General features: G+C 47.6%; 25 protein-coding genes. 9 read left to right on the top strand and 16 right to left on the bottom strand.

Features of this window, described 5'->3' with window-relative positions:
• Window positions 1-78: 78 nt before the first annotated feature.
• Complete coding sequence (locus tag ACQY2K_RS00850) at window positions 79-744, top strand: outer membrane beta-barrel protein (RefSeq protein ID WP_428040384.1); 666 nt, start codon at window positions 79-81, stop codon at window positions 742-744.
• Between the two features lie 64 nt (window positions 745-808).
• Here ACQY2K_RS00850 and holA read toward each other — a convergent pair whose 3' ends face one another.
• From holA to ACQY2K_RS00810, 8 genes are all read right to left on the bottom strand, one after another.
• On the bottom strand, window positions 809-1,819 hold the full coding sequence (gene holA / locus ACQY2K_RS00845; RefSeq protein WP_428040383.1) for a DNA polymerase III subunit delta: 1,011 nt from the start codon (window positions 1,817-1,819) through the stop codon (window positions 809-811).
• A 1-nt stretch (window position 1,820) separates the two neighbouring features.
• Window positions 1,821-2,402 carry an LPS assembly lipoprotein LptE gene (gene lptE, locus ACQY2K_RS00840; protein ID WP_177747849.1) on the bottom strand — a complete coding sequence of 194 codons (582 nt, stop codon included), beginning with the start codon at window positions 2,400-2,402 and terminating at the stop codon, window positions 1,821-1,823.
• 11 nt (window positions 2,403-2,413) lie between these two features.
• A complete protein-coding gene (gene leuS, locus ACQY2K_RS00835) occupies window positions 2,414-4,927 on the bottom strand; it encodes a leucine--tRNA ligase (protein ID WP_428040382.1) in 2,514 nt (837 codons plus the stop codon).
• A 60-nt stretch (window positions 4,928-4,987) separates the two neighbouring features.
• Window positions 4,988-5,698 carry a 2,3-bisphosphoglycerate-dependent phosphoglycerate mutase gene (locus ACQY2K_RS00830; RefSeq protein WP_428040381.1) on the bottom strand — a complete coding sequence of 237 codons (711 nt, stop codon included), beginning with the start codon at window positions 5,696-5,698 and terminating at the stop codon, window positions 4,988-4,990.
• 2 nt (window positions 5,699-5,700) lie between these two features.
• Window positions 5,701-6,591, bottom strand: a complete 891-nt coding sequence (gene xerA, locus ACQY2K_RS00825; protein ID WP_428040380.1) for a site-specific tyrosine recombinase/integron integrase — start codon at window positions 6,589-6,591, stop codon at window positions 5,701-5,703.
• A complete protein-coding gene (locus ACQY2K_RS00820) occupies window positions 6,584-8,047 on the bottom strand; it encodes a hypothetical protein (RefSeq protein ID WP_428040379.1) in 1,464 nt (487 codons plus the stop codon). The genes xerA and ACQY2K_RS00820 overlap by 8 nt, the downstream gene beginning before the upstream one ends.
• Before the next feature lie 157 nt (window positions 8,048-8,204).
• Entirely contained in the window at window positions 8,205-9,275 is a 1,071-nt protein-coding gene (gene recA / locus ACQY2K_RS00815) for a recombinase RecA (RefSeq protein WP_428037802.1), read from the bottom strand.
• Between the two features lie 19 nt (window positions 9,276-9,294).
• A complete protein-coding gene (locus ACQY2K_RS00810) occupies window positions 9,295-11,817 on the bottom strand; it encodes an ATP-dependent Clp protease ATP-binding subunit (RefSeq protein WP_428040378.1) in 2,523 nt (840 codons plus the stop codon).
• A 133-nt stretch (window positions 11,818-11,950) separates the two neighbouring features.
• Here ACQY2K_RS00810 and ACQY2K_RS00805 point away from each other — a divergent pair, with 133 nt between their 5' ends.
• From ACQY2K_RS00805 to ACQY2K_RS00775, 7 genes are all read left to right on the top strand, one after another.
• Window positions 11,951-12,550: a KdsC family phosphatase gene (locus ACQY2K_RS00805; protein ID WP_428040377.1), complete on the top strand. Its 600-nt coding sequence runs from the start codon at window positions 11,951-11,953 to the stop codon at window positions 12,548-12,550.
• Window positions 12,550-13,167, top strand: coding sequence for a dTMP kinase (gene tmk, locus ACQY2K_RS00800; protein WP_428037799.1), 618 nt, complete (start codon window positions 12,550-12,552; stop codon window positions 13,165-13,167). The genes ACQY2K_RS00805 and tmk overlap by 1 nt, the downstream gene beginning before the upstream one ends.
• On the top strand, window positions 13,167-14,171 hold the full coding sequence (holB, locus tag ACQY2K_RS00795; protein WP_428040376.1) for a DNA polymerase III subunit delta': 1,005 nt from the start codon (window positions 13,167-13,169) through the stop codon (window positions 14,169-14,171). Before tmk ends, holB begins: the two co-directional genes overlap by 1 nt.
• Before the next feature lie 12 nt (window positions 14,172-14,183).
• Window positions 14,184-15,686, top strand: coding sequence for a methionine--tRNA ligase (metG, locus tag ACQY2K_RS00790; RefSeq protein WP_428040375.1), 1,503 nt, complete (start codon window positions 14,184-14,186; stop codon window positions 15,684-15,686).
• A 128-nt stretch (window positions 15,687-15,814) separates the two neighbouring features.
• A complete protein-coding gene (locus ACQY2K_RS00785) occupies window positions 15,815-16,210 on the top strand; it encodes a TIGR04076 family protein (RefSeq protein ID WP_428040374.1) in 396 nt (131 codons plus the stop codon).
• A gap of 1 nt (window position 16,211) precedes the next feature.
• Complete coding sequence (locus tag ACQY2K_RS00780) at window positions 16,212-16,739, top strand: nitroreductase (protein ID WP_428040373.1); 528 nt, start codon at window positions 16,212-16,214, stop codon at window positions 16,737-16,739.
• A 63-nt stretch (window positions 16,740-16,802) separates the two neighbouring features.
• The gene (locus tag ACQY2K_RS00775) at window positions 16,803-17,411 is read left to right on the top strand and encodes an ankyrin repeat domain-containing protein (protein WP_428040372.1); all 609 of its coding nucleotides are present in this window, start codon (window positions 16,803-16,805) and stop codon (window positions 17,409-17,411) included.
• Window positions 17,412-17,436: 25 nt separating this feature from the next.
• On the opposite strand, the gene recG is transcribed toward ACQY2K_RS00775, so the two are convergent.
• On the bottom strand, window positions 17,437-19,533 hold the full coding sequence (gene recG / locus ACQY2K_RS00770) for an ATP-dependent DNA helicase RecG (protein ID WP_428040371.1): 2,097 nt from the start codon (window positions 19,531-19,533) through the stop codon (window positions 17,437-17,439).
• A 59-nt stretch (window positions 19,534-19,592) separates the two neighbouring features.
• Here recG and ACQY2K_RS00765 point away from each other — a divergent pair, with 59 nt between their 5' ends.
• Window positions 19,593-20,273 (top strand): mechanosensitive ion channel family protein, encoded by a 681-nt coding sequence (locus ACQY2K_RS00765; RefSeq protein ID WP_177747886.1) that lies wholly within the window; start codon window positions 19,593-19,595, stop codon window positions 20,271-20,273.
• 60 nt (window positions 20,274-20,333) lie between these two features.
• On the opposite strand, the gene ACQY2K_RS00760 is transcribed toward ACQY2K_RS00765, so the two are convergent.
• From ACQY2K_RS00760 to ACQY2K_RS00730, 7 genes are all read right to left on the bottom strand, one after another.
• Window positions 20,334-21,506 (bottom strand): hypothetical protein, encoded by a 1,173-nt coding sequence (locus ACQY2K_RS00760; protein WP_428040370.1) that lies wholly within the window; start codon window positions 21,504-21,506, stop codon window positions 20,334-20,336.
• Window positions 21,507-21,515: 9 nt separating this feature from the next.
• Entirely contained in the window at window positions 21,516-21,986 is a 471-nt protein-coding gene (locus tag ACQY2K_RS00755; RefSeq protein ID WP_428040369.1) for a hypothetical protein, read from the bottom strand.
• On the bottom strand, window positions 21,979-22,476 hold the full coding sequence (locus ACQY2K_RS00750) for an RNA polymerase sigma factor (RefSeq protein ID WP_428040368.1): 498 nt from the start codon (window positions 22,474-22,476) through the stop codon (window positions 21,979-21,981). Before ACQY2K_RS00750 ends, ACQY2K_RS00755 begins: the two co-directional genes overlap by 8 nt.
• A 107-nt stretch (window positions 22,477-22,583) precedes the next feature.
• Window positions 22,584-24,338 (bottom strand): 1-deoxy-D-xylulose-5-phosphate synthase, encoded by a 1,755-nt coding sequence (locus tag ACQY2K_RS00745; protein ID WP_428040367.1) that lies wholly within the window; start codon window positions 24,336-24,338, stop codon window positions 22,584-22,586.
• A gap of 9 nt (window positions 24,339-24,347) precedes the next feature.
• Window positions 24,348-24,887 carry a flavodoxin family protein gene (locus ACQY2K_RS00740; protein ID WP_428040366.1) on the bottom strand — a complete coding sequence of 180 codons (540 nt, stop codon included), beginning with the start codon at window positions 24,885-24,887 and terminating at the stop codon, window positions 24,348-24,350.
• 7 nt (window positions 24,888-24,894) lie between these two features.
• A complete protein-coding gene (locus ACQY2K_RS00735; protein ID WP_177747902.1) occupies window positions 24,895-25,272 on the bottom strand; it encodes a MerR family transcriptional regulator in 378 nt (125 codons plus the stop codon).
• Window positions 25,273-25,390: 118 nt separating this feature from the next.
• Window positions 25,391-26,620 (bottom strand): Bcr/CflA family efflux MFS transporter, encoded by a 1,230-nt coding sequence (locus ACQY2K_RS00730; protein ID WP_177747905.1) that lies wholly within the window; start codon window positions 26,618-26,620, stop codon window positions 25,391-25,393.
• Window positions 26,621-26,711 lie beyond the last annotated feature (91 nt).

The following is a 26,711-nucleotide window of genomic DNA, read 5'->3' as shown; positions in this document are numbered from 1 at the left end:
TATCCCCGCTCGGGTAGCGAATATGGTATAATTTTTATACTTACCTACCGGTAAGTATAAAAATACGGAGAGGAAAAAATGAAAAAACTTCTAGTTGTTGCCGTTTTTCTTTTAGGACTGGCGTTTAATGCACAAGCCCGTGCCTATCAAACGGGAGATGTCTTATTGGGAGCGGCTTTTGTGGCTTCCCCATTAGAGTTAGGGACCGATTGGGGCGAGGTAAATGTGGACGACCAAACGGATAATATTTCGCACGATGCTAAGTTAGGTCATCCGGGCCTTGGGGGAGAAATTTCCGCCTTGTATTTTGTGCATCCGCGTGTGGCCTTGGGAGTATTGGCTGAGGACCAAAATTTTGATACGGACCTTTCCAGCGGCTGGCAAATTAACACCAGTACCCGCCAACGCAATTATATGTTGGCTTCGCGTATATTTTTGACCGATACGGAAAATTTGTATAAGGTTTATTTGCCCTTGGCCGTAGGCGTGGCGCGTACCGATATGACGGTGGATTTTACCACCAATGAGCATTTCCGCTATACAGGCTTTGCGGGGCACGCCGGATTAGGGGTAGAACGCGCCTTAACAGACCGTTGGGCCTTGGATTTAGAGGTGCGCTATAATGTAAACCGCTTTCACGCTTCTAAGCAGGTTTCAGCGGGGCCGCACGCCGGACACCATGTTACCATTTACCCGCGCGCAGCTTATGTAACCACATCCTTGCGGGTGCTGTACCGGATTTAACGGAAGATTTGACGTCGGGGGGTAGAACCGATGAAAGGGGCGGCTTTTATAAGCCGCCCCTTTGCTATTTGTTAAAAAGTGTAAGCAAAATGCCTTTTAGTACGATTTTAGGGTCTGTGGCTGATGAAGATTTAAAGGCGCTGTCTGCATCAATAATGCGGTTTAAGGCATTTAAAAAGTTTTTGGAAGGGGGAAACATCCGGGCCGAACTGACAAGGCGGTTTTCCCAATACATCAGGCCTGCGGCCCGTAAGATTTCAGCCGGGGCCATACCGGCTTCGGACAGGCGTTTAATACGCGCCATTTTTAAAATGGGAAACGTTATTTTGCTTAAAATGCCTATTGGCTCCTCGCCGTCGTCCACCAGTTTATCAACCAGTTGTACGGCCCGGTTTTTGTTACAGGCGGTAATCGCGTTGGAAAGTTCAAAGGGATTTTCTTCTTTGCTAAATCCGATACAGGCCAATACATCCTCTTTGGTGATGGTTTTGTTTTCCCTGTCCAGCGTGTATAAGTACAATTTTTCAATTTCGTTGTCTAATGCTGCCAGTTCCCCTCCGATACTTTCACACAGTAAATCTACGGAAGCAAAATCTGCTTTTAGGCCCTTTTCCTGCATTTTTTGGCGGACCCACATATTCAAATCGTCTTTTTTCAGTTCGTCAAAATTGACCACGCGCCCGGCATCAGAGCAAATTTCTGCCAGCACTTTTTCCGTTTTCATCTTTTTGGAATCGTTGTGGGTTAAAATAAATGTAGTGGTTGGGAGCGGGTTATCCAGATAGCGGATAAGTGCTTCCTTTGGCTCTTTGCGCAGTTTTTCTATGCCCGTCAATACGATAAGGCGGGCGTCTGAAAAGACGGGGGAGGTGTTTGCCAAAGCCAATACTTCGCCCAGGTCCGCTTTATCCGCTTCGCTTTGAAAGGCATTGAAATCGTCCGGGTGGAGAATTTCACGGATTTTTTGAATAATTAAATTTTTGCGATAGACATCTTCCCCCGTCAGTAAATAGACGGGGGAAACGGTGTTTTGCGCAAGTTCTGCGGATAATTTTTCGGCGGTAATTTTAGGCATTTTAGTGTGTGATTGTAGTATATTCCGGGTTGTTCATCACTTTCTTTTTATTTTCGCTCATCACCGAACCAAAGCCGTCCACGGTACGTTTGACAATATCCCGGGATAGTTTTTCAAAAACTACGTCGCGTGCCTGCACTTCGGTCATTCCGCCCGGAAGCGTAGAGGCCGAATAAATCTGCGTGCCTAAAAAGGCCGGCTCGCGCCATACGGGGGCATTAGTGGTTTTGTCCATAAACACGACATCCAGCCAAATATCCATACGGTAAACGGTGGGAATCAACTGGCTGTCGTACTGAATAGGAACATTTAAATAGCGGGAAATAGTAGTAACCACTACACCCTCGGCATTGGAATTTTCGGAAACGATTTGATAGGACCCGTTGCGCAAAAACTCATCATAAAGTTCGTTGTAAAATTTATCTTCCAGCGCAAAGACTTCCGTTTTGTTCAAAATCGGCCGCACCGCAATTTTTTTGATATGTTGCGGCATAATTTGGGCCTGCGGTTTGTAAACAGCCCCTTCGCTGGCGCAAGCGGCCAAAGCCGCCGCGGCGCACAAAGCACAGATAAATTTTTTCATACAAACTCCCTTTATTTTTTAGGTGCGGCCACGATACTTACCATACGGCCGGGTACAACGATAATTTTTTTGATTTCCAAGCCCTCTAAACTGCGTGCAACTTTGGGGCTGGCAAGCGCAATTTTTTCAATTTCCGCACGTTCGGCATTTCTGGGGACGGACACGCGGTCGCGCACTTTTCCGTTTACCTGCACGCCGATTTCAGCCGTATCGTCCTGCATCAAGGCCTCGTTGGGTTTCGGCCAGGCCGATTTGACCACAAAGCTTTCATAGCCCTTTTGCTGCCAGATTTCTTCGGTCAGGTGCGGGGCAAACGGATGCAAAAGTTTTAAGAACGCTTGGAACGTATCTTGGCTGATTTGCGGCAACTTGCTGATGTCGTTGAACAATACCATTAAAGAAGATATCGCCGTATTAAAGCGGAAATTTTCAATATCTTCGCCTACTTTGGCAATGGTTCTGTTCTTTAAAATTTCACTCTTGCGCGGATCGGACTCGGGTACGATTTTAACCGTATCAGTCCACCCGCAAACACGTTTCAAAAAGCGTGTTACACCTTCAATCCCTTTCATATCCCAGGGTTTGCTGGCTTCAAACGGGCCCATAAACATTTCGTACATACGGAACGCATCTGCGCCGTATTGCGTAAGGATATCGTCGGGATTGACGACGTTCTTTTTGGATTTGGACATCTTCTCCACCATGGGGGAAAGTTCCTCCCCGGTGGTTTTTAAATAGGCTTTGCCGTCTTTAAAGTCAATTTCTTCGTAGCCGTGGTAGTTTCCCATTTTATCTCGGTACGAGAACGCCAGAATCATCCCTTGGTGGCGCAACTTGTGGAACGGCTCTTTATGGCTGACGTAGCCCAAATCGTAGAGCACGCGGTGCCAGAAGCGGGCATAAAGCAGGTGGAGTACGGCGTGTTCCGCGCCGCCAATGTAGCAATCCACCGGGCCATAGGCCTTTTCAATGGCCGGGTCCACAAAAATTTGGTCGTTGTGCGGGTCCATATAGCGCAAATAGTACCAGCAAGAGCCGGCCCATTGGGGCATTGTGTTGGTTTCCCGCTTGGCCGGACCGCCGCAGTGCGGGCAAGTGGTATTGACCCAACTGTCCACCGTTGCCAAGGGCGATTCCCCGGTGCCGGACGGTTCAAACTTTTCCACTTCCGGCAAGGTAAGCGGCAGTTGGCTTTCGGGCAACGGCACGACACCGCATTTAGGACAATGCACAATCGGGATAGGTTCACCCCAATAGCGTTGGCGGGCAAATACCCAGTCGCGCAACTTATAAGTGGTTTTTGCTTTTCCCAAGCCGCGCTCGGCCAGCCACTTAATCATAGCGGCTTTGGATTCTTTGACGCGCAAGCCGTTTAAAAAGCCGGAATTTACAAGTTCCCCGTCGCCCGTAAAGGCTTCTTTCTCCACGCCCTGCTCGCTTTTAATCACTTCAATAATTTCCAGACCGAACTTTTTGGCAAACGCATAATCGCGTTCATCGTGGGCGGGCACAGCCATAATGGCTCCGGTGCCGTAGCCCATCAATACATAGTCGGACGTCCACACCGGGATTTTTTTACCGTTTACCGGATTTATGGCATATGCACCTGTAAAAACACCTGTTTTAATTTTATTTAAATCGCCGCGTTCCAAATCACTTTTTTTGGCGGCTTCGGCCTGGTAGGCGGCGACGGCGGCTTGTTGTTCGGGCGTTACGATTTTTTTAAGAAGCGGGTGTTCGGGCGAAACTACCATATAAGTAGCCCCAAACAGCGTATCCGGACGAGTGGTAAAAACGGTCAGCGTTTCGTCTGTGCCGTCCACCTTAAAGGTTACTTCGGCCCCATTAGATTTGCCAATCCAGTTGCGCTGCATCGCGAGCGTGCTTTCCGGCCAGTCCAATTCGTCTAACCCTTCCAAGAGTTTTTCGGCATAGTCGGTAATGCGCAAAATCCATTGGCGCAGGGCTTTGCGTTCAATTTCGTGGCCACAGCGTTCACACTTGCCGTTAAAAACTTCTTCGTTGGCAAGCCCCGTTTTGCAAGAGGGACACCAGTTTATCGGTACGGTGGATTCGTAGGCCAGGCCCTTTTTAAAAAGTTGCAGAAAAATCCATTGGGTCCATTTGTAATACTTGGGGTCCGTGGTATCAATTTCCCGGTTCCAGTCGTATGCGAGGCCAATGGCTTTAATCTGGCGTTTAAAATTTTGAATATTTTTATGAGTGGTAATCCGCGGATGAATCCCCGTGGAAATAGCGTAGTTTTCCGCGGGCAGGCCAAACGCGTCCCACCCCATCGGGTGCAGTACGTCGTAGCCGTTCATTAGTTTGTAGCGAACAAGAATGTCGGAAGCGGTGTATCCTTCCGGGTGTCCAACGTGCAGACCCGCGCCCGACGGATACGGGAACATATCCAGACAGTAAAACTTTTTGCCTTTCGGCATTTTGGGGCTGGCAAAGAGGTTTGCTTTTTCCCAGCGTTCTTGTTGCTTTTTATCAATTTGCGGAAAATTATCAATACTCATAATACCTTTATTTTAACAATTTTTCAGGGGGAAAGGGCAGGCTTTTTACGGGATAACGGTTTATTCGGGTCTGCGCTTTAAAAAAGCGGCTATTTCCTGTTGGTTCCCCAAAAAATAATCTTTGGCGGTGTGGTAGGAGTCGTCCAATTCCATTACCCACGGGGTGGCGGGAGGAACGACCAGTTCTTCTACGGCTTGTGGCGGTAATTTTTTGAAATATACGGCAAGGGCGCGCAATAAATCTTCGTGGGCGGCGAGCAACTGGATATCATAATATTTGTATGCCGGGAAAAGCACTTGCTCCAAAAAGCCGGCGGCCCGCTGTTGGGTTTGGTGTAAGGATTCCCCGTTGGGAGGTACAACTCCTGCCGGAACCAGTTTTTGGGCCGCCGAATTATCATCGGCGGGCGGCGGAGCCTTAAAAAAAGTTTGCCGGCACGCCAGAACGGCTGAAAGACCGTATTTTTGGGCCGCCTCTTGACGGGTTTTATTCTGGAAATCGCCATAGTGCCGTTCGTTTAAACGCCAGTCCGCTTGAACGGGTAATGAGCATTTGGCTTGGGCCAGCACGGTGTGCAAAGTTTCGCGCGCACGTTGTAAACAGGATGAATAGGCGGCTTGCGGTAAAAGCGAAGCCTCTTTTAATAGTTCTCCTGCGCGGGCGGCTTGGGTATGCCCTAACGCGGTCAGCGGGGCGTCGGCCCAACCTGTAAAGCGGTGCGCTAAATTATAGGTGCTTTGCCCGTGGCGCAATAAAATAAGTTTCTTCATAATCAGCCGTGCGGGTGGAACTTTTTGTGCTTGGCCTTTAAGTCGCTTACGTCCAAATGCGTATAGATTTGGGTTGTCGTCAAATTAGCGTGGCCCAGCATTTCCTGCAAACTCCTTAAATCTGCACCGCCTTGCAACAGATGCGAAGCAAAGGTGTGGCGGAAGAGGTGCGGGTGGAGCGGTTGGGAAATATTGGCTTTGCGCCCTAATGCTGCAAGGTCTTTCCAAACAGATACGCGGCTTATTTTTTTGCCGTTTTTATTTAAAAAAAGTTCAGAGTCCACATCTTTGGCGGCAAAGTGTGCCTCACGCGCGGACAAATATTGCTTAATGCGTTCCGCGGCGCGGTCGTGGATAGGCACAAAGCGTTGTTTCCCGCCCTTTCCCAAAGCCAGCACCCATTTTTCCACCAGGTTTACGTTTTCCAGCCGCAGGTTTATCAGTTCGCTTACGCGCAAGCCCGCCGCGTATAAGAGTTCAATAATGGTTACGGTGCGGATTTCATCAAATTTTTCAGCCGGATAAGAAAGGAGCCGGTCCATTTCTTCCCGCGTAAGTTGGGTGGGAATTTTTTGCGCCAGTTTGGGCGATTTTAAAAAGCGGGTGGGGTCGTCCTTTATTTTTTCCTCAATCAGCAAAAATTTGTAAAAGCATTTTACGGCTTCCATTTTTCGGAAGATACTGGTAGCGGCCAGTTTTTCAATTACACGCAACTGGTAATTGTATTGGTCCAAAAAATCAGGTTCAATGGTTAAGGGGTCTTTTTCGTTGGCGATACAATATTCCAAAAAGTGTTCCACATCACTGCCGTAAGAAGCGGTGGTATTGGGGGAGAGTTGGCGCTCAAAGGTTAAATGGTTTTTAAAATCTTCCAGCAGGGATTGATTAGTCATCTTGAATAATTTTTCCTTCCTTGGCGGATAAAACACAAATATCCGGTGCAAAGATAAGCGGCTCTTGGGCTTCTTCCAAGCCGTAAGTGGTTTCGGTAAAAATAAGGTGTTGGACCGAGCAAACCGGAATTAATACGGGTAGTTTCTCACCTGTGAACGCAAGAGTGCGGTTTTGTTCCGTGAGCGGGATAATCGTGAGCGGATAACCCTTTGGTGCGTAAAAGGTGTACATTAGATTCAGGGCCGCGGGCGGGTAACCGGTTTTGGCGGTATCTACCAAAATAGTGTGGCGTTTTTCTGTTTGGGTCAAATAAGCAAAAGCATTTTTTAGACCGGTCGGCTCTTGTCTAGCGTTGTGTACAAATTCCCAATGCTCGCCTACCCAACCTGTCAGCAGGAGAGGAAGCAGGATAATCAAAATTCTGTGCCGTTCCTGTAAGTGGAACAGCGCATAGGACAGCAACAGTAAAAAGGACGGCAGAGCGGCCAAAAAGTAGCGGTCCATCCACAGGTTGTATTTGTGCGAAACGAGGGTTATGACCCCTAGCAATATCAACGTTTGCCCCAGGGGCAAGACTAAATCGGGGCGGAGCAAAAGAGTTTTTTTATATGTGAATAAAATAGAGGTTCCCGCCACAACAATTAGGACAATCAGCCCGCCCAGTATCAGGTTAGAGCCGAATAGAAATTGGGCAATTTCAAAACTGGCCTGTACAGGGGGCGTGGTGTACCACCACGAGGAGCCGGGGGCGGACATCAACCGCACCGTGTGATATACCCACGGCAGCCAACACGCAAATACAACCGCAGTACCTAAAAAGATAGTTTTGCGGCCTGTTTTAAAATAACAGGTATAAATGAAGATGATTAAAGCCGTAATAAAAAATAGGGCGGAGGAAAAATAATGCAGGTACGCGGCAAATAAACCGGTAAAAAAGAAAGCACTCCACCGCTTGGCGGACGGGTTTTTATGAGCGGATAACACATCCAAAATAGAAAGTGCCTGCAATGTGAGCGCGGAAACCGCCAGTACCGCAAAGGAATAAGCCCGGATAATGCCCGCAAATTGTACCAAGGCGAAAGAGCCGGACATTAGTGCGGTGAAAATAAAGCGTTGGGTGAGATTCCACCGTTTTGGGGCTAAAAACCAAACCAGCGGAATTGTAGCGGCCGAGACAAGTGCGCTCAGCAAATGCATATAATCCGCAGTGAGCGGAAAAATATGGTTCCAACCGTATAATATGAAATTAAAAAGCGGCAGGTTGACATCCTTTAATAGCATTTCCCGCCAAATGTATCCCCACGAAAACCCTGGGAAAGCCGTAGCCATAGAATAGAGTTCATCATACAACAGGCCCAAATGCAAAAGTGTAAAACGCTGCCAGAACATATAAAAGGCCAGTACGCCCGACACCGCAAGTGAGACCACTGTGATAATTTTGTGAATTTTCTTCATATTAGGTTATCCATATTATAGAAAATTATAGTTATGGAAAGGTATGCCCGGCTGAGTGCCTTGGCAAATGGTTTTGGCAGTCCCGGCAAGCGTTCACCGGAGATAAGGGAGAGACAGAAAAAGGCCCCGCTAAAAGCGGGGCCGGGGTTGTTGCAGATTATTTCTTTGTAACCTTTTTAGGTTCTTTGGCGGGTTCAGTTTTTGCCTGTTCCGCCGAATCGGCTTTTTTGCCGTTGTAGTGGTGGCCGAGGTATTTGACGTATAATTTGTCTTCAATCTCAGCGGCCAGTTCGGGGTTGTCCTTTAAATATTGGCGGGCGTTTTCGGCACCTTGGCCCAATTTTTCATCTCCGTAGATAAACCAACTGCCGCTTTTTTCAATAAAGCCGGCCTCTACCCCTTTATCAATAATGCAGGCTTCGCGCGAAATGCCGTGGCCGAGAATCATTGTAAATTCGGCTTGGCGGTACGGCGGCGCCACTTTGTTTTTGGTTACTTTTGCGCGTACGCGGGTGCCGATGACTTCGTCGCCTTTTTTCAAGTTTTCAATGCGGCGGACGTCAATGCGGACGGACGCGTAAAATTTAAGAGCCAAACCGCCGGGAGTAGTTTCCGGGTTGCCGAACATTACACCGATTTTTTGGCGCAACTGGTTAATAAAAATAATGCTTGTTTTTGTTTTATTGAGCAGACTCGTTAATTTGCGCAAGGCTTGGCTCATCAGTCTGGCTTGCAAGCCGACGTGGGAATCTCCCATTTCGCCCTCAATTTCGGCTTTCGGTACCAAAGCAGCCACGGAATCTACCACAATTAAATCAATCGCACCCGAGCGCACGAGTTTTTCGGCAATTTCAAGGGCTTGTTCGCCGGAGTCGGGCTGGGAAACCAGCAGTTCGTCCACATTTACACCCAAATTAGCCGCATATACCGGGTCCAGGGCGTGTTCCGCATCAATAAAGGCCACAGTGCCGCCCATTTTTTGTGTTTGGGCCGCCACGTGCAAAGATAACGTCGTTTTGCCGCCGGCTTCGGGGCCGTAAATTTCAATCACGCGCCCGCGCGGAAGCCCGCCTACGCCCAAGGCTAAATCCAAGGACAGCGCGCCCGTGGGAATTGCTTCCACGTTTTTTACGCCGCCTCCGCCCAGTTTGCAAATCGCTTCTTTCCCGAACGCTTTTTCAATCTGGCCGAGAGCCAAATCAAGCGCTTTTTGTTTGTTTGCGTCCATAAAACTCCTCCAAGTAGGTTTAAATGGTTACGGCGTCTTTTTGTTCCACCGCCGCGCCGTGAAAGGTCAACTTCCCGGCTGATTTATCAAAGTTTACAATAATTTTGGTATGGTCCGGATAGCGGCTGATAAGGATATTTTCCGCCAACGGGTCTTCCAGTTCGCGCTGTAACGTGCGCAATAAAGGGCGCGCTCCGTACTTCACGTCAAAGCCTTTTTCCACCAAGAAATCTTTTGCTTCCCTTGTCAGTTCCAAAGATAAATTGCGCTCCGCCAGTTTGTCATCAACCTCTTCTAAGGCTAAGTCCAAAATAGCACCGATATTTTCTTTGGAAAGAGAGTGGAACACCACGATTTCATCAATACGGTTGATAAATTCCGGGTTGAAGGTTTTTTTGACTTCTTCCATTACGTTTTTGCGCATATCTTGGTATTCTTGTTCCTCGGTTTGGTGGGCGGCAAAACCCAAGGTGCTGCCTTTGTTGGTAATTTCCCGCGCGCCGACGTTGGACGTCATAATAATCACGCAATTTTTAAAACTGACCTTATGGCCCAAATTATCGCTTAAAGAACCTTCGTCCAGCACTTGCAGTAAAATGTTGTAAATGTCCGGGTGGGCCTTTTCCAGTTCGTCCAATACCACCACGCTGTACGGGCGGCGGCGCACGGCTTCGGTCAGTTGCCCTCCTTCCTCATACCCTACATATCCGGGCGGCGCGCCGATAAGGCGCGAGACGGCAAATTTTTCCATATATTCGGACATATCCAAACGAATCATCGCATCCTCGTCGCCAAACAGGAACGTCGCCAAACTTTTAGCCAGTTCCGTTTTTCCTACACCCGTAGGACCTAAGAACAAAAAGCCTCCAATCGGGCGGTGCGGATTTCCTAACCCGGTCCGGTTGCGGCGAATTGCCTGCGAAACGGCCTTTACGGCATCATTCTGCCCGATAATGCGCTCGTGGAGATGTTCTTCCATATGTAAAATTTTATCCGTTTCGCTTTGGGTTAAGCGCGTAACGGGGATGCCCGTCCATTTGGAAGCGACAAGCGCAATATCCTCTTCGGTTACTTGCGGAACTTGCTTGTCGTGTTCTTCGTGCCATTTTTGTTTTAAATGGTCAATATACCCCTTTAAACGGGCTTCGGTATCTTTTGCGGCGGCGGCTTTTTCAAACTCTTTATTTGCCATTGCTTCGTCTTTTTCTTGTACCGCCTGGTTATATTCCAGTTGCTTTTGTTTGATTTCGGGCGGCAGTGCGGCATTTTTCAGGCGCGCGCGGGCTCCGGCCTCGTCAAACAGGTCAATGGCTTTATCCGGCATTGCTCGGTCGGTAATGTAACGGTCTGCGATAGAGGCCGCGGCGCGGACAGCCCCGTCCGTATAATGCACCTTGTGGTGTGCTTCGTATTTAGAGCGGACACCCTTTAAAATATTAATAGTATCGTTCACGTCCGGCGGGTCGGCTACTACGGGTTGGAACCGGCGCTCCAAGGCGGCATCAGTTTCAATAGATTTGCGGTATTCGTCAAACGTGGTAGCACCGATACACTGTACTTCCCCGCGGGCCAAGGCCGGCTTTAAAATATTGGCGGCATCTATGGAGCCTTCCGCCGCACCCGCACCGATAATGGTGTGGAGTTCGTCAATGAAAATGATGGCATCTTTTGCGGCGGCCAGTTCGTCAATAATATTTTTTAAGCGTTGTTCAAATTCTCCGCGGTACTTGGTTCCCGCCACCACGGAGGCTAAATCTAAGGCTAAAATACGTTTGTTGGAAAGGACTTCCGAAATTTCTCCTTGGGCTATTTTCTGTGCCAAACCTTCTACGATAGCCGTCTTACCTACACCCGGCTCCCCGATAAGCACCGGGTTGTTTTTTGTGCGGCGGGCCAATATTTGTACCAAGCGTTCAATTTCTTCCTCGCGCCCGATAACGGGGTCCAGTTTATTTTGGGCGGCCAATTTTGTCAGGTCGCGGGTGTATTCGTCTAATGTAGGGGTTTTGCTTTTGCTTACGGTTGTTTCGCGTTCTTTTTTAGGAGTATTTAAATTGATTTCCTGCGAAAAAACGGCATTGTCTTCGTTTAAATCGCCGGAGTCCGCATCACCGATAAAGTTGAGCACGGTATCGCGCACAGAATCCAAATTAAGCCCCAAATTGGCTAAAATTTTACCTGCCATTCCTTCCTCTTCGCGGATAAGGCCCAGTAAAATATGTTCGGTGCCGATATGGTCCGAGCCTAACATTTGGGATTCTTCTACGGACAGTTCCAAAACTTTTTTGGCGCGTGGCGTAAAAGGGATTTCGCCAAGCAGCATAATTGTATCGCCGATGCCTACCATTTTTTCAATTTCCTGGCGGACTTTGCGGAACGTTACACCCAAGCCGGATAAAATCTTATTGGATACGGTCCCTTCCAAAGCGGAAAGACCCAGTAAAATATGTTCGGTACCCACATAGTCGTGGTTGAGGCGTTTGGCCTCTTCTTGCGCAATCAGGATAATTTTTTGCGCATTTTCGGTAAATCTTTTAGCCATCTTGTTTTAAACCCCTTTCAAACGATTACTACCATTATATAAAATAACTTACCGGTCCGCGGTGATTACGCGCGCCCTTCGGGTGCAGGGCAGATGCCTTACAGCGGGGGATATTTTGTATAATACCTTATATATGGAACAAGCAATAGAACGCGCCCGCAAAATCAGGGCCATTTTAACCGACGTAGATGGTATTTTAACGGACGGAAAAGTAAACTTTTTCGTACGGGACGACGGCAAAATAGACGAATTTAAATCTTTTAACACGCAGGACGGTCTGGCTGTGATGCTCTGCAACAGTACGGATATTGTGTGCGGTATTATTACGGGCCGCCGCCATCCAACCACTGTGGAGCGCGCCCGAAACTTGGGTTATAAATATATGTACCAAGGCTTTTTAACCAAAATGGGACCGCTTAACGATATTTTGAAAAAAGAAGGCCTGACTCCCGAACAAGTGGCCTATATCGGTGATGATATTACGGATATGCCTCTTTTAAAAGCCGTAGGTTTTGCGGCTACTGTGCCCAATGCGCTGGACGTAGTAAAAAATTGCGCGCATTATGTTACCAAGCGTAACGGCGGGGACGGTGCTTACCGCGAAATTATTGATTTCATTTTAAATGCCCAAGGCAAATTGGCCCCGATTTTGGACCAAGTAAATAAATCTGCCTGGAAGGTCAACAAAAAAGCGCAGTTGGAAATTGTTACATCGCAGGAAGGAATTGCGTAATGAAAGGCAAGTTTATTGTTTTAGAAGGGCCGGACCGTTGTGGCAAATCTACCCAAGCCAAGTTGCTTTATAATAGGCTTGTGGCGTGCGGACACGAGGTTGTTTTAACTCGTGAGCCGGGCGGCACCCCCACAGCGGAACGCATCCGGCAGTTGGTGTTGGAACCGGGATTGGATATCCGCCCGATGGCGGAATTAATGCTTTACGAAGCCTCCCGTGCCCAGCACACGCAGGAAAAAATTTTGCCAGCCTTGGAAGCCGGAAAAACTGTCATTTGCGAACGTTATACAATGTCCACCTGCGCTTATCAGGGTTATGGGCGGGGCATTGATTTAAAGGTAATTGAAGCGTTAAACCAAGAGGCTTCGCTCCATTTACAACCCGATTTGACACTCGTATTTTTAATGTCGGATAAATATTTTACCGAACGCGGGGAATATTTATTTTCGGACCGTTTAGAGCAGGAAGATGTGGCTTTCCGCCAGAAAATGCGCCAAGGGTATTTGGAAATGGTACAAACCACCCCCAATGCGTATTTGGTGGATGCCGACAGAAACATAGACGAAATACAAAACCAAGTGCGCCAACTGCTGTTGGACCGCCATATTATAGAGTAATGCCGTTTGCTGATATTTTGGGGCAGGAAAAAGCCTCCTCGTATTTAAAACAACTGGTCCGGAACCAAAAGGTTCCGGGCGCGCTTTTGTTTTTTGGGCCGGACGGTGTGGGCAAACGCTTGGCGGCGCTTGAATTTGCCAAGGCTCTAAACTGTTTAGACGAAGATGCCCGCAGGCGCGGAGATGCCTGCGGCGTGTGTGCCAACTGCCGGGCCATTGATAAGGCTACCCACCCGGATGTAACTTTTGTAGATTTTACTTATCAGGCCCGGTTAGAAGTAAAAAAAGATTTTACCAGCAAAGGCTATGCCGAAGAACTGGAAAAGGAAATCACCAAACAGCAGCACATTAGCGTAGATACTATTCGCGATGTTACCGCCAAATCCCAGCAAAAGGCTGTGGGGAACGGGTGGAAGGTGCTGATTATTGACCAAGCCCAAACGATGCAGGGCGCGGCGGCCAATGCTCTTTTAAAATTTATTGAAGAACCGCCGTATAAAACGGTTTGGGTGTTGATTACCAATAAACGCGCGGCAATGCTGCGGACGATTTTGTCGCGCTGCCAACCGCTTGCTTTTTCGCCTTTGTCCTTGGAAAATGTAAAAGAAATTTTGACACGAACACAGGCCAATGTAACCAATGCGGATTTGTGCGCCCGGTACAGTGCCGGTTCTGTTTCCAGTGCGGTAAAAGCCGCAGGAGCGTTAGATTTGTTGGAAGCCGGCGGCTTTGGCTCCCCGCAAGGGCCAAGCGGTGTGGCGGCGGGGCTTTCCCGCACGTTGGTAACGTCTAGGCAAGAGGCCCAGGCGGTGCTGGATGTACTGATAATGGCTTTGCACCGCGCCTGGATAGACGAGGCCGATGAAAACAAGCAGTGTGTTTATCAAACAATGCTGAAACGATTTGAAAATTACAAGCGCAGTATCGGGCGGAACGTATCGCCTGCGCTGGTGTTGGAAACGGCTTTAATGAGTTTAGACGGTTTAAATTTGCAGATTTTTTAATACGGAGAAATTATGACCAAGAAATGCTATATTACTACCCCTATTTATTATGTGAACTCAGTTCCGCATATCGGGCACGCTTATACGACGATTGCACAAGATGTATTGGCGCGCTACAAACGCTTGAAAGGTTTTGATGTGCGCTTTTTGACGGGGACCGATGAACACGGTGCCAATATTGAAAAATCCGCCGCCGCCGCAGGCGTAACGCCCAAAGAGTGGACGGACCGGGTTTCGGGTAAATACAAAGAATTGTGGAAATTATTAAATATTTCTTATGACGATTTTATCCGCACTACCGACAAAAAACACGAACAAGTGGTGCAGGCCATTTTTGAAAAATTATTAAAGAGCGGGGATATTTACTTGGGTTCCTATTCGGGTAAATATTGCTTGTCCTGCGAACAATATTATAACGAAAGCGAAATTTTGGAAGGCAACCTCTGCCCGGTACACAAAAAACCGCTGACCGAAGTACACGAGGAAACCTACTTCTTTAAACTTTCCCGCTACGAAAAACCTCTCTTAAAATATTATGAGGAACACCCCGACTTTTTAAGCCCCAAATACCGCGCAAACGAAATTATCAACTTTGTAAAAGGCGGCTTGCAAGATTTATCCGTTACCCGTACCAAAGTGGCGTGGGGTATCCCGGTGCCGAGCAACCCGAAACATACCATTTATGTTTGGTTTGATGCGCTTATTAACTATATTTCCGCCGCAGGTTACGGCACACATATTTGCGCAGATAAAACGCTGCACGAGGAACAATTAAAACAAATCAAAGCCGAAAAGTTTGAAGATTTATGGCCCGCTGATTTACATATGGTGGGTAAGGAAATTTTCCGTTTCCATACGGTTATTTGGCCCGCGGTTTTGATGGCGCTTGGATTGCCTCTTCCCAAAAAAGTATTTGCTCACGGTTGGTGGACTGTGGAGGGGGAAAAGATGTCCAAGTCCTTGGGCAATATTGTGGACCCGGCCAAAGTAGCCGCCGAATACGGGGTGGACCCGCTGCGTGCGTTTCTGTTCCGCGAAGTTCCCTTTGGGCAGGACGGAGATTTTTCTATGGCAAGTTTTAAAAACCGTTATAATTCCGATTTAGCAAATAACATTGGTAACTTGCTTTCCCGTACGCTCAATATGGCGGCAAAAAATATAGGCGAATTGCCGGAAAAAATTGAAGGCGACTATAAATTGCTCGCGCACTCCAACGAAGTGGACCAAGCCATTGATAAGTCGTATGACGAACTGGCCTTTGATAAAGTGCTTGAAAATATCTACGGCTTCGCCAGCGAATTAAATAAACTGGTGGACGAGAAAAAACCGTGGGAATTGGCCAAACACGATGTGGAAGCCGCTAAGGCCGTCTTGTTGGAACTGGTGGCCTGCCTGCGTAAAGTGGCGGTGTGGTTGGAGCCGTTTATGCCGACGATTGCCAAAGAAATGCAGCGGAGGCTCTTGCCCGGCAAGATTGAAAAGTATGCTCCTCTTTTCCCGCGTTTGGATAAATAGAATAGAGCCTTTTGGTAGCGGCACGCTTATAAACGGGCGTGCCGCTTTTTTTGGGCAGATAGTCCTGTAATGTGGTACAATGCCTGTAGAAAGGTGGAATACGCTATATTTACGTCGGAGATGAGTTGATGAAATATAAAGTAAAATTAACAGTTATTGATAAAAAATTGTATCCGGAATTACAACAAGCCTACTGTGCGGACCCGAAAGCAGGTCCTTGCCCTTGCTATAATGTAGGCGATGTATTTATTTTTGAGAGAAATGCCAAGAAAGATGATTTCTGGCATGGTGGACTTAATACATTAGTGGAAACGAAGGCCGACCCTAATACAGTGGCAGGTGGCCCCAAAATGCCGCATTGTTCCGAACTATGGGATGCTATTTCACGTTATATTTACGCAGGTCTACAAGGGGGTTCTATCATGAAAGGTTGGATGAAAGAGGAAAACACCATGATTGCTTGTTGTTCTGATGGGACAAGACCTGTAATTTTCAAAATAGAACGAATAAATGAAGAGGAGTAATATGAACGAGATTATTAAAGCTATGCAAGAGCGTCGCAGTATCCGCAAGTTTAAAGCGCAAATGCCTAAAAAAGAAGATTTAGAGCAGATTGTACAAGCCGGGCTCTATGCCGCCAGCGGGAAAAACCAACAAGCCGCTATGGTCCTTGCTATTACGAATAAAGAAATGCGTGACAAACTTGCACAGGCAAACTGCAAAATCGGTGGGTGGAACGAAGGATTTGACCCTTTCTATGGTGCCCCTGTGGTACTTGTGGTGCTTGCCAATAAAGCACAATTTACACACATTTACGATGGCAGTTTGGTAATGGGTAATATGATGTTAGCCGCACATGCCTTGGGTTTGGGTAGCATTTGGATACACCGTGCCAAAGAAGAGTTTGAACAGGCAGAATGGAAGAAACTGCTTGCAGAGTTGGGCGTACAGGGCGACTGGGAAGGCGTAGGTCATTGTGCAGTGGGATACATGGACGGCGATATGCCCACGGCCGCTCCTCGCAAAGATAACCGTGTATTTTGGATAGAATAGATTATTCGGTTATAACATATTACCGCCCTTGCTAATCGGGATAAAATAGATTACACTAACTTTATGAGAAAATTTCTTCTGCTTGCCTTGTTGGGGATGAGTGCGCTGATTGCGCGTGCCGGGGTGTCGGGCGCGGCCTTTTTTGCCGTGGTACGCTCGGGCGACACGGACAAGGCGGAAGAAATGTTGCGCGCCGATAAAACCTTGGTTTTTGTAGAAGAGCCGGACGGAACGACGGCCTTCTTGGCGGCGGTAAAAAATAAAGACGTCAAAATGGCCAGACTTTTGGCTGATAGTTTTTCCCGTTTGGACGTCCGCACCAACGGGGGAAATGCCCTACACTTGGCCGTATCCAATAATGACGAAGAAATGTTGCGTATGCTTTTTGCCTTTATGGATGAGGTGGAGCCGGAATTATTTGAATCTTTGGCCAATGAACCGCACGGGAACCGTATCTCACCCGCCAGCGACCGCAACACCCCGCTTCATTTGGCGGCGTTAAATTGCAACCGGGCTATTTACGGTTTTTTGGCCGCGCACGGCGCAAACGAAAAAATATTAAACCGCCGCCGGCAAACGCCAAGGTACTTGGTTACTTCCTGCAAGCAAACGCCTGAAACCTCTTCCCCAGTATCAGAAGTTACTGTGTTGCAACCTAAAACACAAAAATAGTGCTGACAAAGAGACCCGATTGTCCTCAACTTAAATCAATCAGGTGCCAATTTTTTTGGTAGAGTTCCGTCAGTTTTTGGCGAAACAAAAAATGTTCCGGCTTGGTGAGGGCAGGGTCTTGGGATAAAAGTTCGTCACGGTCCTCAATGGCCTGATATAAAATATCCCGGTCCTTAAAAATATCCCCGGCTTTAAATTCCAGTTCGCCGCTTTGCCGCGTGCCTAAAATTTCGCCCGGTCCGCGCAGTTGCATATCACGTTCGCCGATTTTAAAGCCGTCCCGCGTGGCGCAGATAATGTCCACGCGTTCTTTGGCTATATTCCCCGCGTGTTGGGGTACTAAAATACAGAAACTTTCGTGTTCTCCGCGGCCCACACGCCCGCGCAACTGGTGCAAACTGGCCAACCCAAAGCGTTCTGCGTTTTCAATTACCATTACAGTAGCGTTTTTTACATCAATGCCTACCTCAATTACCGGGGTGGCTACCAAAATATCTGTTTTATGGGCGGCAAAATCGGCCATTACGCTTTCCTTTTCCGCTTGGGACATTTGCCCGTGCAAAACAGCCAAGCGGAAATCCGGGAACACCTTTTTTAATTTTTCAAATTCTTCCGTTACGGCTTTGGCTGAAACCTTTTCACTTTCCTCAATCAGCGGGAAAACAATATATGCCTGCCGCCCTTTTTTTACTTCCTCGCGCACGCGGTCGTAGGCCAGTTTAGAAGTGGCCGATTCCGTTTGAATCGGTTGGCGTCCGGGGGGGAGTTCGTTTAATGTGGAAACGTCTAAATCGCCGTAGAACGCAAGGGCCAATGTTCGCGGAATAGGCGTAGCGGTCATAGTCAAAAGGTCTAATTTGGCGGTTTTCTCTTTTAGTTTGCTGCGCTGTTTTACGCCAAAGCGGTGCTGCTCGTCAATGACTGCCAGACGCAAATTGTGAAATTTCACATCATCTTGGATAACAGCGTGCGTGCCCACTAAAATATCAATTTTCCCATCAGCGAGTTCTTTTAAAATTTTCTTTTTAGCCGCGGCCTTGGTGCTGGATGACAGGACGGCCAAATTCACTTTTAAACCCTTTAAAATGCGCTTGAAAGTTAAAAAATGCTGTTCTGCTAATATTTCTGTCGGGGCCATTAGCGCGGCCTGGTACCCGTTTTCCACCGCCAGCAACATCGCGCACAGAGCCACTACGGTTTTGCCGGAGCCGACATCTCCCTGCAACAGCCGGTTCATCGGGCGGGGGGAGCAGAGGTCTTTAAAAATTTCGTTGATAACTTTTTTTTGGCTGTTCGTAAAGTTAAAACCCAGTTGCTCGCGGAACGGGGTTAAAAGGTTTTTTTTGATTTCGTATGAATAATCTTTGGCTAAAATTTTAGTTTGTGTGCGTTTAATGCCCCACGCCGTAGCCAGGAGCAAAAATTCCTCATACGCCAGGCGCGCACGTGCGCTTTCCAGTTCGGCTAATGAATTTGGAAAGTGTATGGCTTTTAAGGCCTGCGGTGCGCTTAATAATTGGCGTTTGGACAGCAAAACAGACGGTAAAGTTTCCGGTTCGGCCGCCAGGGACGGGGTTTGCAGGGCTTCATAGACAAATTGCCGGAATTGTTTATTTGTCAGCCCCTCGGTCAAACCGTAAATAGGCGTTAAGCGGCCCGCGTGTAACTTGGTTAAAACGTCTGCGGCGGGGTAATGCTCATCTACTGTAACTTTATTGCCGAAGAAATTATTTTTATCTTCGCGTTTACCGATAATCCACACTTCGTTATTGATATGAAAATCTTTTTTAAGTGTGCCGAACGGGTCAAAGCGGAAAGCGCGGAACGTACGTTTTTTAAACCAGGTGCACTCCATTTGCTGTCCCTTTTCATCTTCTAAAAATGCTTTAAAAATCAGCACGCTTCGGGCCGGGATTTGCTGGGTACGCAAAACTCGCCCTTTAAAAACCACGAGCGACTCGGAATTATATTCATTAGGTGTGGAATTTAAGCGGCGGTCCTGATATGTCCGCGGATAATAATGGAGCAAGTCCTCTACGGTTTGAATTTCTAACCGTTCAAACAGTTTTGCTTTGGCCGGGCCGATGCCCTTTAAATATTGGATTTGCGTGCTTGTCGTCATACCTATATACTTATTTTACAAATAATATATGCTACAATTTAAAAAAAGGAGGACATTTTATGGATTTGGAATTGATTTCCGCGCAAGTTAGCGAACATTTATTACGGGTGGGACAGAGCAGTTTGAAAATATTAGGTGCGCTGGTAGGCGCTATTTTAATTTTGGTGGTGGGGCTTTATATTTCCCGTTTTGTGGGGTCTTATGCCAAGAAGATTTTAAACAAAATATCCTTTGATGACAAAACCTCTAAACTGGGTATTAACGAGTTGTGCGTGCGGTTTGGTTTAGGTAAATCTCCAACGTATATTATTTCATTTGTCCTGGCCTGGGCTGTAATTTTTTACGCCATTGTGCTGGCGGCGGATGTGCTTCATTTGGCGATTATCCGCAACTTATTTACTCAATTTTTAGAATTTATCCCGACGCTTTTTGTGTCCGTTTTGGTTTTGTTTGCGGGCCTGCTGTTCGGCAAATTAATGGGGAATATTATTGAAAATTCCGCCAAGGCCAATAATTTAAAAGGCGGGTTTTTTATTTCCCGCGCGGTTAATGCGTTTATTGTATTTTTCTGTGCATTAGTGGCGGTGGAAAACCTGGGTTTTGCCAACCAGTTGGTAAACAACGTGGTAATTATTTTGCTAGCCTCTTTGGGGTTGGCCTTTGGTATCGGGGTAGGATTAGGCTCCAAGGAATTGGTAGCCGAATTTTTGCGCGACCTCTTTAAAAAGGAAGACAAATAGTTTGTAAGATAAAAAATCCCGGAGCGTTTTCTCGCTCCGGGATTTTTTTCGTATGTTTGTTTAAAACATAGTGGCTAATAGCAAGATAAGTAATCCCAAGAACACACAGCACAGGATAAACTTGGTAAGGCCCAAATGCTTTTTAAGCCAATCGTTAAAGGTGGCTGATTCCTTTCCGCACAACGTAAGCACAAAGACCAGCACAAGAGGCAAAATAAACATCAAGTTGTACAATAACAGGAACTCCGTGGCCCGCCAAAAATGTTGGTTTACTTCCTTTAAAATGACCACAATTGTAGGCAAATACACTTGCCCTGTGCATACGGCCTCCACCCCGGAGACCACAAAGCCCACAATAAATGCCGCCAACAAGAGCCGCCACATAGAACTGTGTTTATCTTTTAAAAAGAAGCGCATTACCTTGTGGATATACACTTTGTAATTGGTAGGCAGTTGTAAGAGCATTTTTTCGGATTTTTTAGTGCGCTGATAGACTACAAAGTCGTAAATACTGAGGAGCAAAAACACCCCGCACAGCCCCACCATACCCCATTGGACGGCCAAGGTTACATAGCGAAATGCCTTCATAGCGTACAAAACGTGGAATGCGCCCAGCCCCATTAGCACATAGGCCAAAAAGACGGCTGCACAGTAGGCTGACCCCACGATTACAATTTCTTTTTTGGTGTATTTATAGGCCGCCAAAAAAGACACAAAAAATACGATTACCGCAAAAGCACACGGATTGACACCGTCGGCCAGCCCCGCACCAATGATGGCCCACAGCGTGATTTGGCTGAACAGCGTTTCGTGTGTTTGCAACGAAGGCGCTTCCTCTTTTTGCAAACCGGGTACGCGGGTTTCTTCATTATTGTCTATTGCTTTTTGAACGGCGGCATCGGCTCCGGGGCCGATTTGCGTGGGGTATCCTTGCAATACTGTTTCCCCTACAATTAACATTGGAATTCCGGCATTATCCAAGTGATAGGCTTCCAAGGTTTGCGAAAAAATAACATTGTTGGCATCTTGCGTCAAGTCATATTCGGTCAAGCGGACCTTGTCTTGGTGTTTTTCTTTAAACGCTTGCGGGAAACCGTCTTGTTTTAAATGGCGGCAATGCGGACAGTAAGGCGAGGTGAATAACACGGCATCCACCGGCTTGGCCCACGCGCCGAACGAAACGGTAAAAAACGCGAGCGTGAGTAATAACGGCTTAATTGTACGGCTAATCATTTAACACTCCTAACATTGGGTCTGGCAAGCGGCCAGCCCGGCTGATTGAATTTTTGAATTTTCGTCCTGCAAGGTTTCGGTATCTTGCGGATAGAAATCGGGTAATTTTAAGCGGCAGGTTTTGCTGTGTACACAAGGGGAATCGGTGCAAGTGCAGTCGGTCCATTTTTTTGTGCAGGAACAGTTTTTACCGTCGCATTGAATTTCGGCTGATAATAAAAATTGCGAGCCTGTTTTTTTGCATTGGAGCATTTGCGCTCCGTTTGCGGCGCGCGGTGCAGTATATTCCTTTGCACTCCAACGCGCACCCGCTACGGCCCCCAACACAAGTAATACGGCGGCGCACATACCCCACGTTACGGAGCGTTTCCACGCGTGGGACGGCCGTTCTTGCAAACGGGTCCATACGCGGGCTTGGGCACGGCCCTGCGGGTCAAAATCGGTTTGTGCGGCGCGTTTCTGCCAAGGCTGTTTAGTCATAGTTTTTCATCCCTTTGCGCATTTTGGTTACGGCACGGTTTATAATTGTGCCGACATTAGATTCGCTTAATTGGGATACTTGCGCGATTTGCCGGTTGTTTAGGCCGGAATAAAATTTCAGCGCTAAAATATCCCGTTCCCGTGCGGATAACTTGCCGAGGGCATTTGTCAGGTCGCGCCGGAAGGTATCCTGTTCCAGATTCTTTAAAGGGGAGTCGCCCGCATATTCAGGGGCGGCTTCCTCCGTTAGCGAAAATACGTTTTTTACCCAATATAACCGCCAATACATATTGGTCTGGTTGCGCGCAATCGTAAAAATCCATTGGGTAAATTCACCTTTTTGTTCGTCAAACGAAGCCCAATGCTCATATGCGTTCTTCCACGCCGCTGCGCATAAATCTTCGGCGGTGGCGTGATTGCGTACGCGCGAAAAAATATACGCGTACACCCGCTTAAAATAAGTATTGTAAAGGTCTTCAAATGACGTCATCTATATAGAATATGCCCGGCTGCAAAAAGTATCACACTAATTATTTTATCTTTTATGAGGAGAAAAAACTCCCGGCCTTTTTAAAAAGACCGGGAATAGGTATTTTTTTATTTTTTTAAGCAAGCGGCTGCATCTTTTACGATTAACTCCGGCGTTAAGTGGTAACGCGCATAGAGTTCCGGCAAAGGCACTCTGTCGGTAAATTCCTTTTGGGAGCCAAAGTTGAGCACTTTCATTTCGCTGTTGCCGTAGAACGAGGCAATTTTCTCGCCAAAACCGCCATTTATTTCGCCGTCTTCCAGCGTGAGTACGAGTTCGTGCCCTTTTGTAAGGCCGTTGAGTACATTTTCGTCCACCCCGGTTAAATAGCGCGGGTTAATAAGCGTAGCGTTAATGCCCAGTTTGGCTTTGAGTGCGGCACAGACCCTTTCGCCCAGTTGGAAGAAAGACCCTGCCGCAATAACAGCCACGCGGGAACCTTTTTCCACCACTTCGTAGCGGTTCAAGACGGAGTAGTCTTTTTCCACGGGGCGGTGGGCGTGCGTAAGCGGGGCGAACGGCACGCGGATAGCCACAGGATAATGGGTTTGGTTGACGGACCAATCCAGCATTGCCAAATATTCCTCTTTTGACGTGGGAGCCAAATAAACCATATTGGGAATATTGGAAATTAAGGGAATATCAAAGGTGCCCAAGTGGGTGGCATCTCCGGCGGAAATACCGCCCCAATAAACCAAAAGGGTGGCCGGATTTTTGTTAAGTGCCAAATCTTGCGACAGTTGGTCATATGTGCGCTGAATAAAGGAACTCAAAACCGCCAATACGGGTTTGGCTCCGCCCGCGGCCAGGGCAGAGGCGGCGGCCACAGCGTGTTCCTCGGCAATGCCCAAATCGGCAAAGCCCTTGCCCAGTTTTGCGCGCACATCTGGCGTTAAGGCGACTGCGCCGGGCGTGGCCGGGTTCAGCACGATAAAGGAAGAATCCTCCGCGTGCTTTTTAAGCATATAGTCCACGGTTACGGAATCGTACGTTTCCTGCGGGGCCGGAGCGGGTTTGGGGTCTAATGCGCCGGGCAGAATCCAGTGGAAGGCTTCTTTATTGGCGATGGCCTCCGCACAACCTTTACCTTTTAATGTATGCAAGTGTAGCACGGTGGGGCGCGGAGTGTCTTTTACTTGTTTAAAAGCGGTGATGAGAGAAGATAAATCGTTTCCGTCGTCCACATACACATAATCAAAGCCCAAGGCTTTAAAATAGTTGCACTCGGCTTTGCCTTTGGTTTGGCGCAGGAGTGCCAGGTTGCCATATAAACCGCCGTGGTTGGGGGCGATAGACATTTCGTTATCGTTTACCACAATAATAATGTTGCTTTTTAAAGCACCTGCGTTGTCTAACCCTTCAAAGGCTTCGCCGCCGCTCAAAGAACCGTCGCCAATGACGGCCACAATGTTGTTCTTTTCGCCTTTCAAATCACGCGCCATTGCCAGGCCTACTGCCAAACTGGGGGCGGTAGAGGTGTGGCCCACTACAAAGTGGTCGTGGACGCTTTCCTGCGGGTTGGTGTAGCCGGAGATTTTGCCGTAGTTGGACGGGTCTGTAAAATATTGTTTGCGCCCAGTCAGCATTTTATGCGTGTAACATTGGTGAGATACGTCAAACACAAACTTATCTTCGGGCGAGTTGAACACATAGTGCATTGCAATCGTGGGTTCAATAAAGCCCAGGTTCGGGCCGAAGTGGCCGCCTGTGGCGTTTACCTTTACGATTAAGGTCTGGCGGATTTCATCCGCTAAGGCGGTTAATTCCGCCAAAGAGAGATTTTTTAAATCTTTCGGGTCGTTAATTTTGTTTAATACGTTCATTTTATGCTCCTAACAATTTTTTCCGGCTTCGTAGGCTTCTTGAAATACGGGAAGATTTTTTACTTCACCTTTCTGCCAGGCTCCCGTACCGTAAATAATTCCTTTTTCCCGTGCGCCGTCCAGGCAGTCCGCGGTAAATCCGCGCAGGGCTTCCAAGGTGCGCTGCATATTTTTATGGCTGGTGTCGGCGGCGGTAATGATAAAATAAAAATCTTTATTGGAAATCTCGTTGTAGCGCGGAACGGTGCGGTCAATAAATGTTTTTAACTGTCCGTCCATACTGTAAAAATAAACTGGCGTAGCTAAAACGATTACGTCTGCTTCTACCATTTTGTTTAAAAGTTCACCCATATCGTCTTTTTGCACGCATTTGTGCGACGTGTTGCATACGCCGCAACCCAAACAATAGTTAATTTGGTGTTCGCGCAGGGCAATTTTTTCAGCGTGATGCCCGGCGGATAAGGCTCCTTTTAAAAATTGGTTACATAACAGGTCGGAATTGCCGTCCTTTCTGGGACTGGCAGAAATAATTAATACCTTTTTAGACATAACTTCCTCACTTTAAAAGTTTTTTCTCACAAGTGACAATTTTGTCCTCGTAAACAGAAATTTTATAGTTTAAACGTTCCAGCGTTTGTTGCATTTCTTCAATGCGTTGTTTTAAGCGGTCCCGCTCGGCAATTAGCAGATGTTTGCGCTTTTGCAAGGTGCGGTTTCCCTTGCGGTAGAGTGTTACATAGTGCGTAAGCGTTTCTATGGATAGCCCCGCCCCGCGCATACATTTAATAAATTCCACCCAACCGCAATCCGTTTCGGTGTAATCGCGCACTCCGCTTTCCTTGCGGTTTACCGGGGGGATAAGCCCGGCTTTTTCGTAATAGCGCAAGGTGTCTGCGGGCAGACCGTATTTTTCACTCACTTCCGAAATGGTCATATTCTTCTCCTTTTAAGCCTGTATATATATTGTAATTCTTGGAGTTGGCTCCAAGTCAAGAAGTAATTTGAAAATAAAAAAGGCTCCCGTTGGGGAGCCTTTTTCAAAAGCAGTTATTTTAGGCCGGATTTGCAGCGGCCGTTTGTGGGGAGCGGACCTTTTTGGTGCCCAACAATCCGCAGATTAAGGCACCCAAAGCGCAGGTAACAAAGGTAATTCCGGCGGAGTGCATCATATTGCCAAGTCCTACCAAGGGGGAAACAATGCTGCCGAATAAAAATCCTGCCGCCCCCAAAACAGCCGACCCTGTACCCGCCTGCCCGCGTACGGCGTCCATTGCAAGTGTAGTTGCCGCCGTAAAGGAAAGTCCCGCCATAAACAGCAGTACAAAGAGCAGGCCCTCAAACACTATAATAGAACTATCCGCAAACAAGGCCGCGCTTAATAAAATACTGCAAACCAGCATCCCCAAGCAACTGGTTAAAATGCAATTTTCCTGGCGTTTGAATTTGACCGACAACCCTGCGCCGATACCAATCGCTACGGCATTAACTGCAAAAAACAGACTGAACGCCAACGGGCTAAATCCGTAATGTTCCTGTATGATAAAGGGCGAGGCTGCAATATACGCAAACAAAATACCCAAGGCAAAGGCCTGTTCCAACACGCAAAAAATATATTTGCGGTTTTGAAAGACCGTTTTAAATACCCCAAAGGTTTTGGAAAGTTTTTCCTTAGAGCGTTTGGCGCGGGATAACGATTCGTTAAAATGGACACACGCTCCTGTCAGCAAAAGGCCGATGACAAACAATACTATAAACACACTTTGCCAGCCGGTTACTTTTAAAATGGCTCCGCCGATAACAGGAGCGGCAACGGGCGCAATACCGTTAATCGCGCCGATAATAGCCAGGGCTTTTGCTAAGTTAGCGGACTTGAACTTGTCCGTAGCAATAGAGCGGGAGATGACAATTCCGCCCGCGGCGGCTAAACCTTGTATCAAGCGCAGGGATACAAAGACTTCTATGGTCGGCGCAAAAATACAGGCCACCGTGGATAACAGGAACAGAACCATAGATACGAGTAACGGTTTCCGGCGGCCGTATTTATCGCTTAATGGGCCAAAAACAATTTGCCCCGCGGCTAACCCCAGCATAGAAAACGTCAACCCTAACTGCACCATAGAAGCATTGGTGTTAAAGAACGACGTCATTGCCGGAAGGCTGGGTAAGTACATATCGGTTACGAACGGGCCAAAGGCCGTCAGCATACCCAGAAAGACAAATAAAAAAAAGGCCGTATTGCGCCTTTTTGTGGAGTTTCCCTGCCAGGTTTTGTTGTGTTTCATATTTATATTGTAACTTTTTTGGAGCAAAAACAGAGCCGGTTCTCCGGCTTTTTGCACCGTTTTCTGCTGGGGCAGGGGTTATAGTTTTCCG

The organism is Candidatus Avelusimicrobium fimicolum, assembly GCF_021632165.1.
Classification (GTDB): domain Bacteria; phylum Elusimicrobiota; class Elusimicrobia; order Elusimicrobiales; family Elusimicrobiaceae; genus Avelusimicrobium; species Avelusimicrobium fimicola.
Note: the sequence above shows the minus strand (reverse complement) of the source record. Positions and strands in the feature narration are given on the sequence as shown.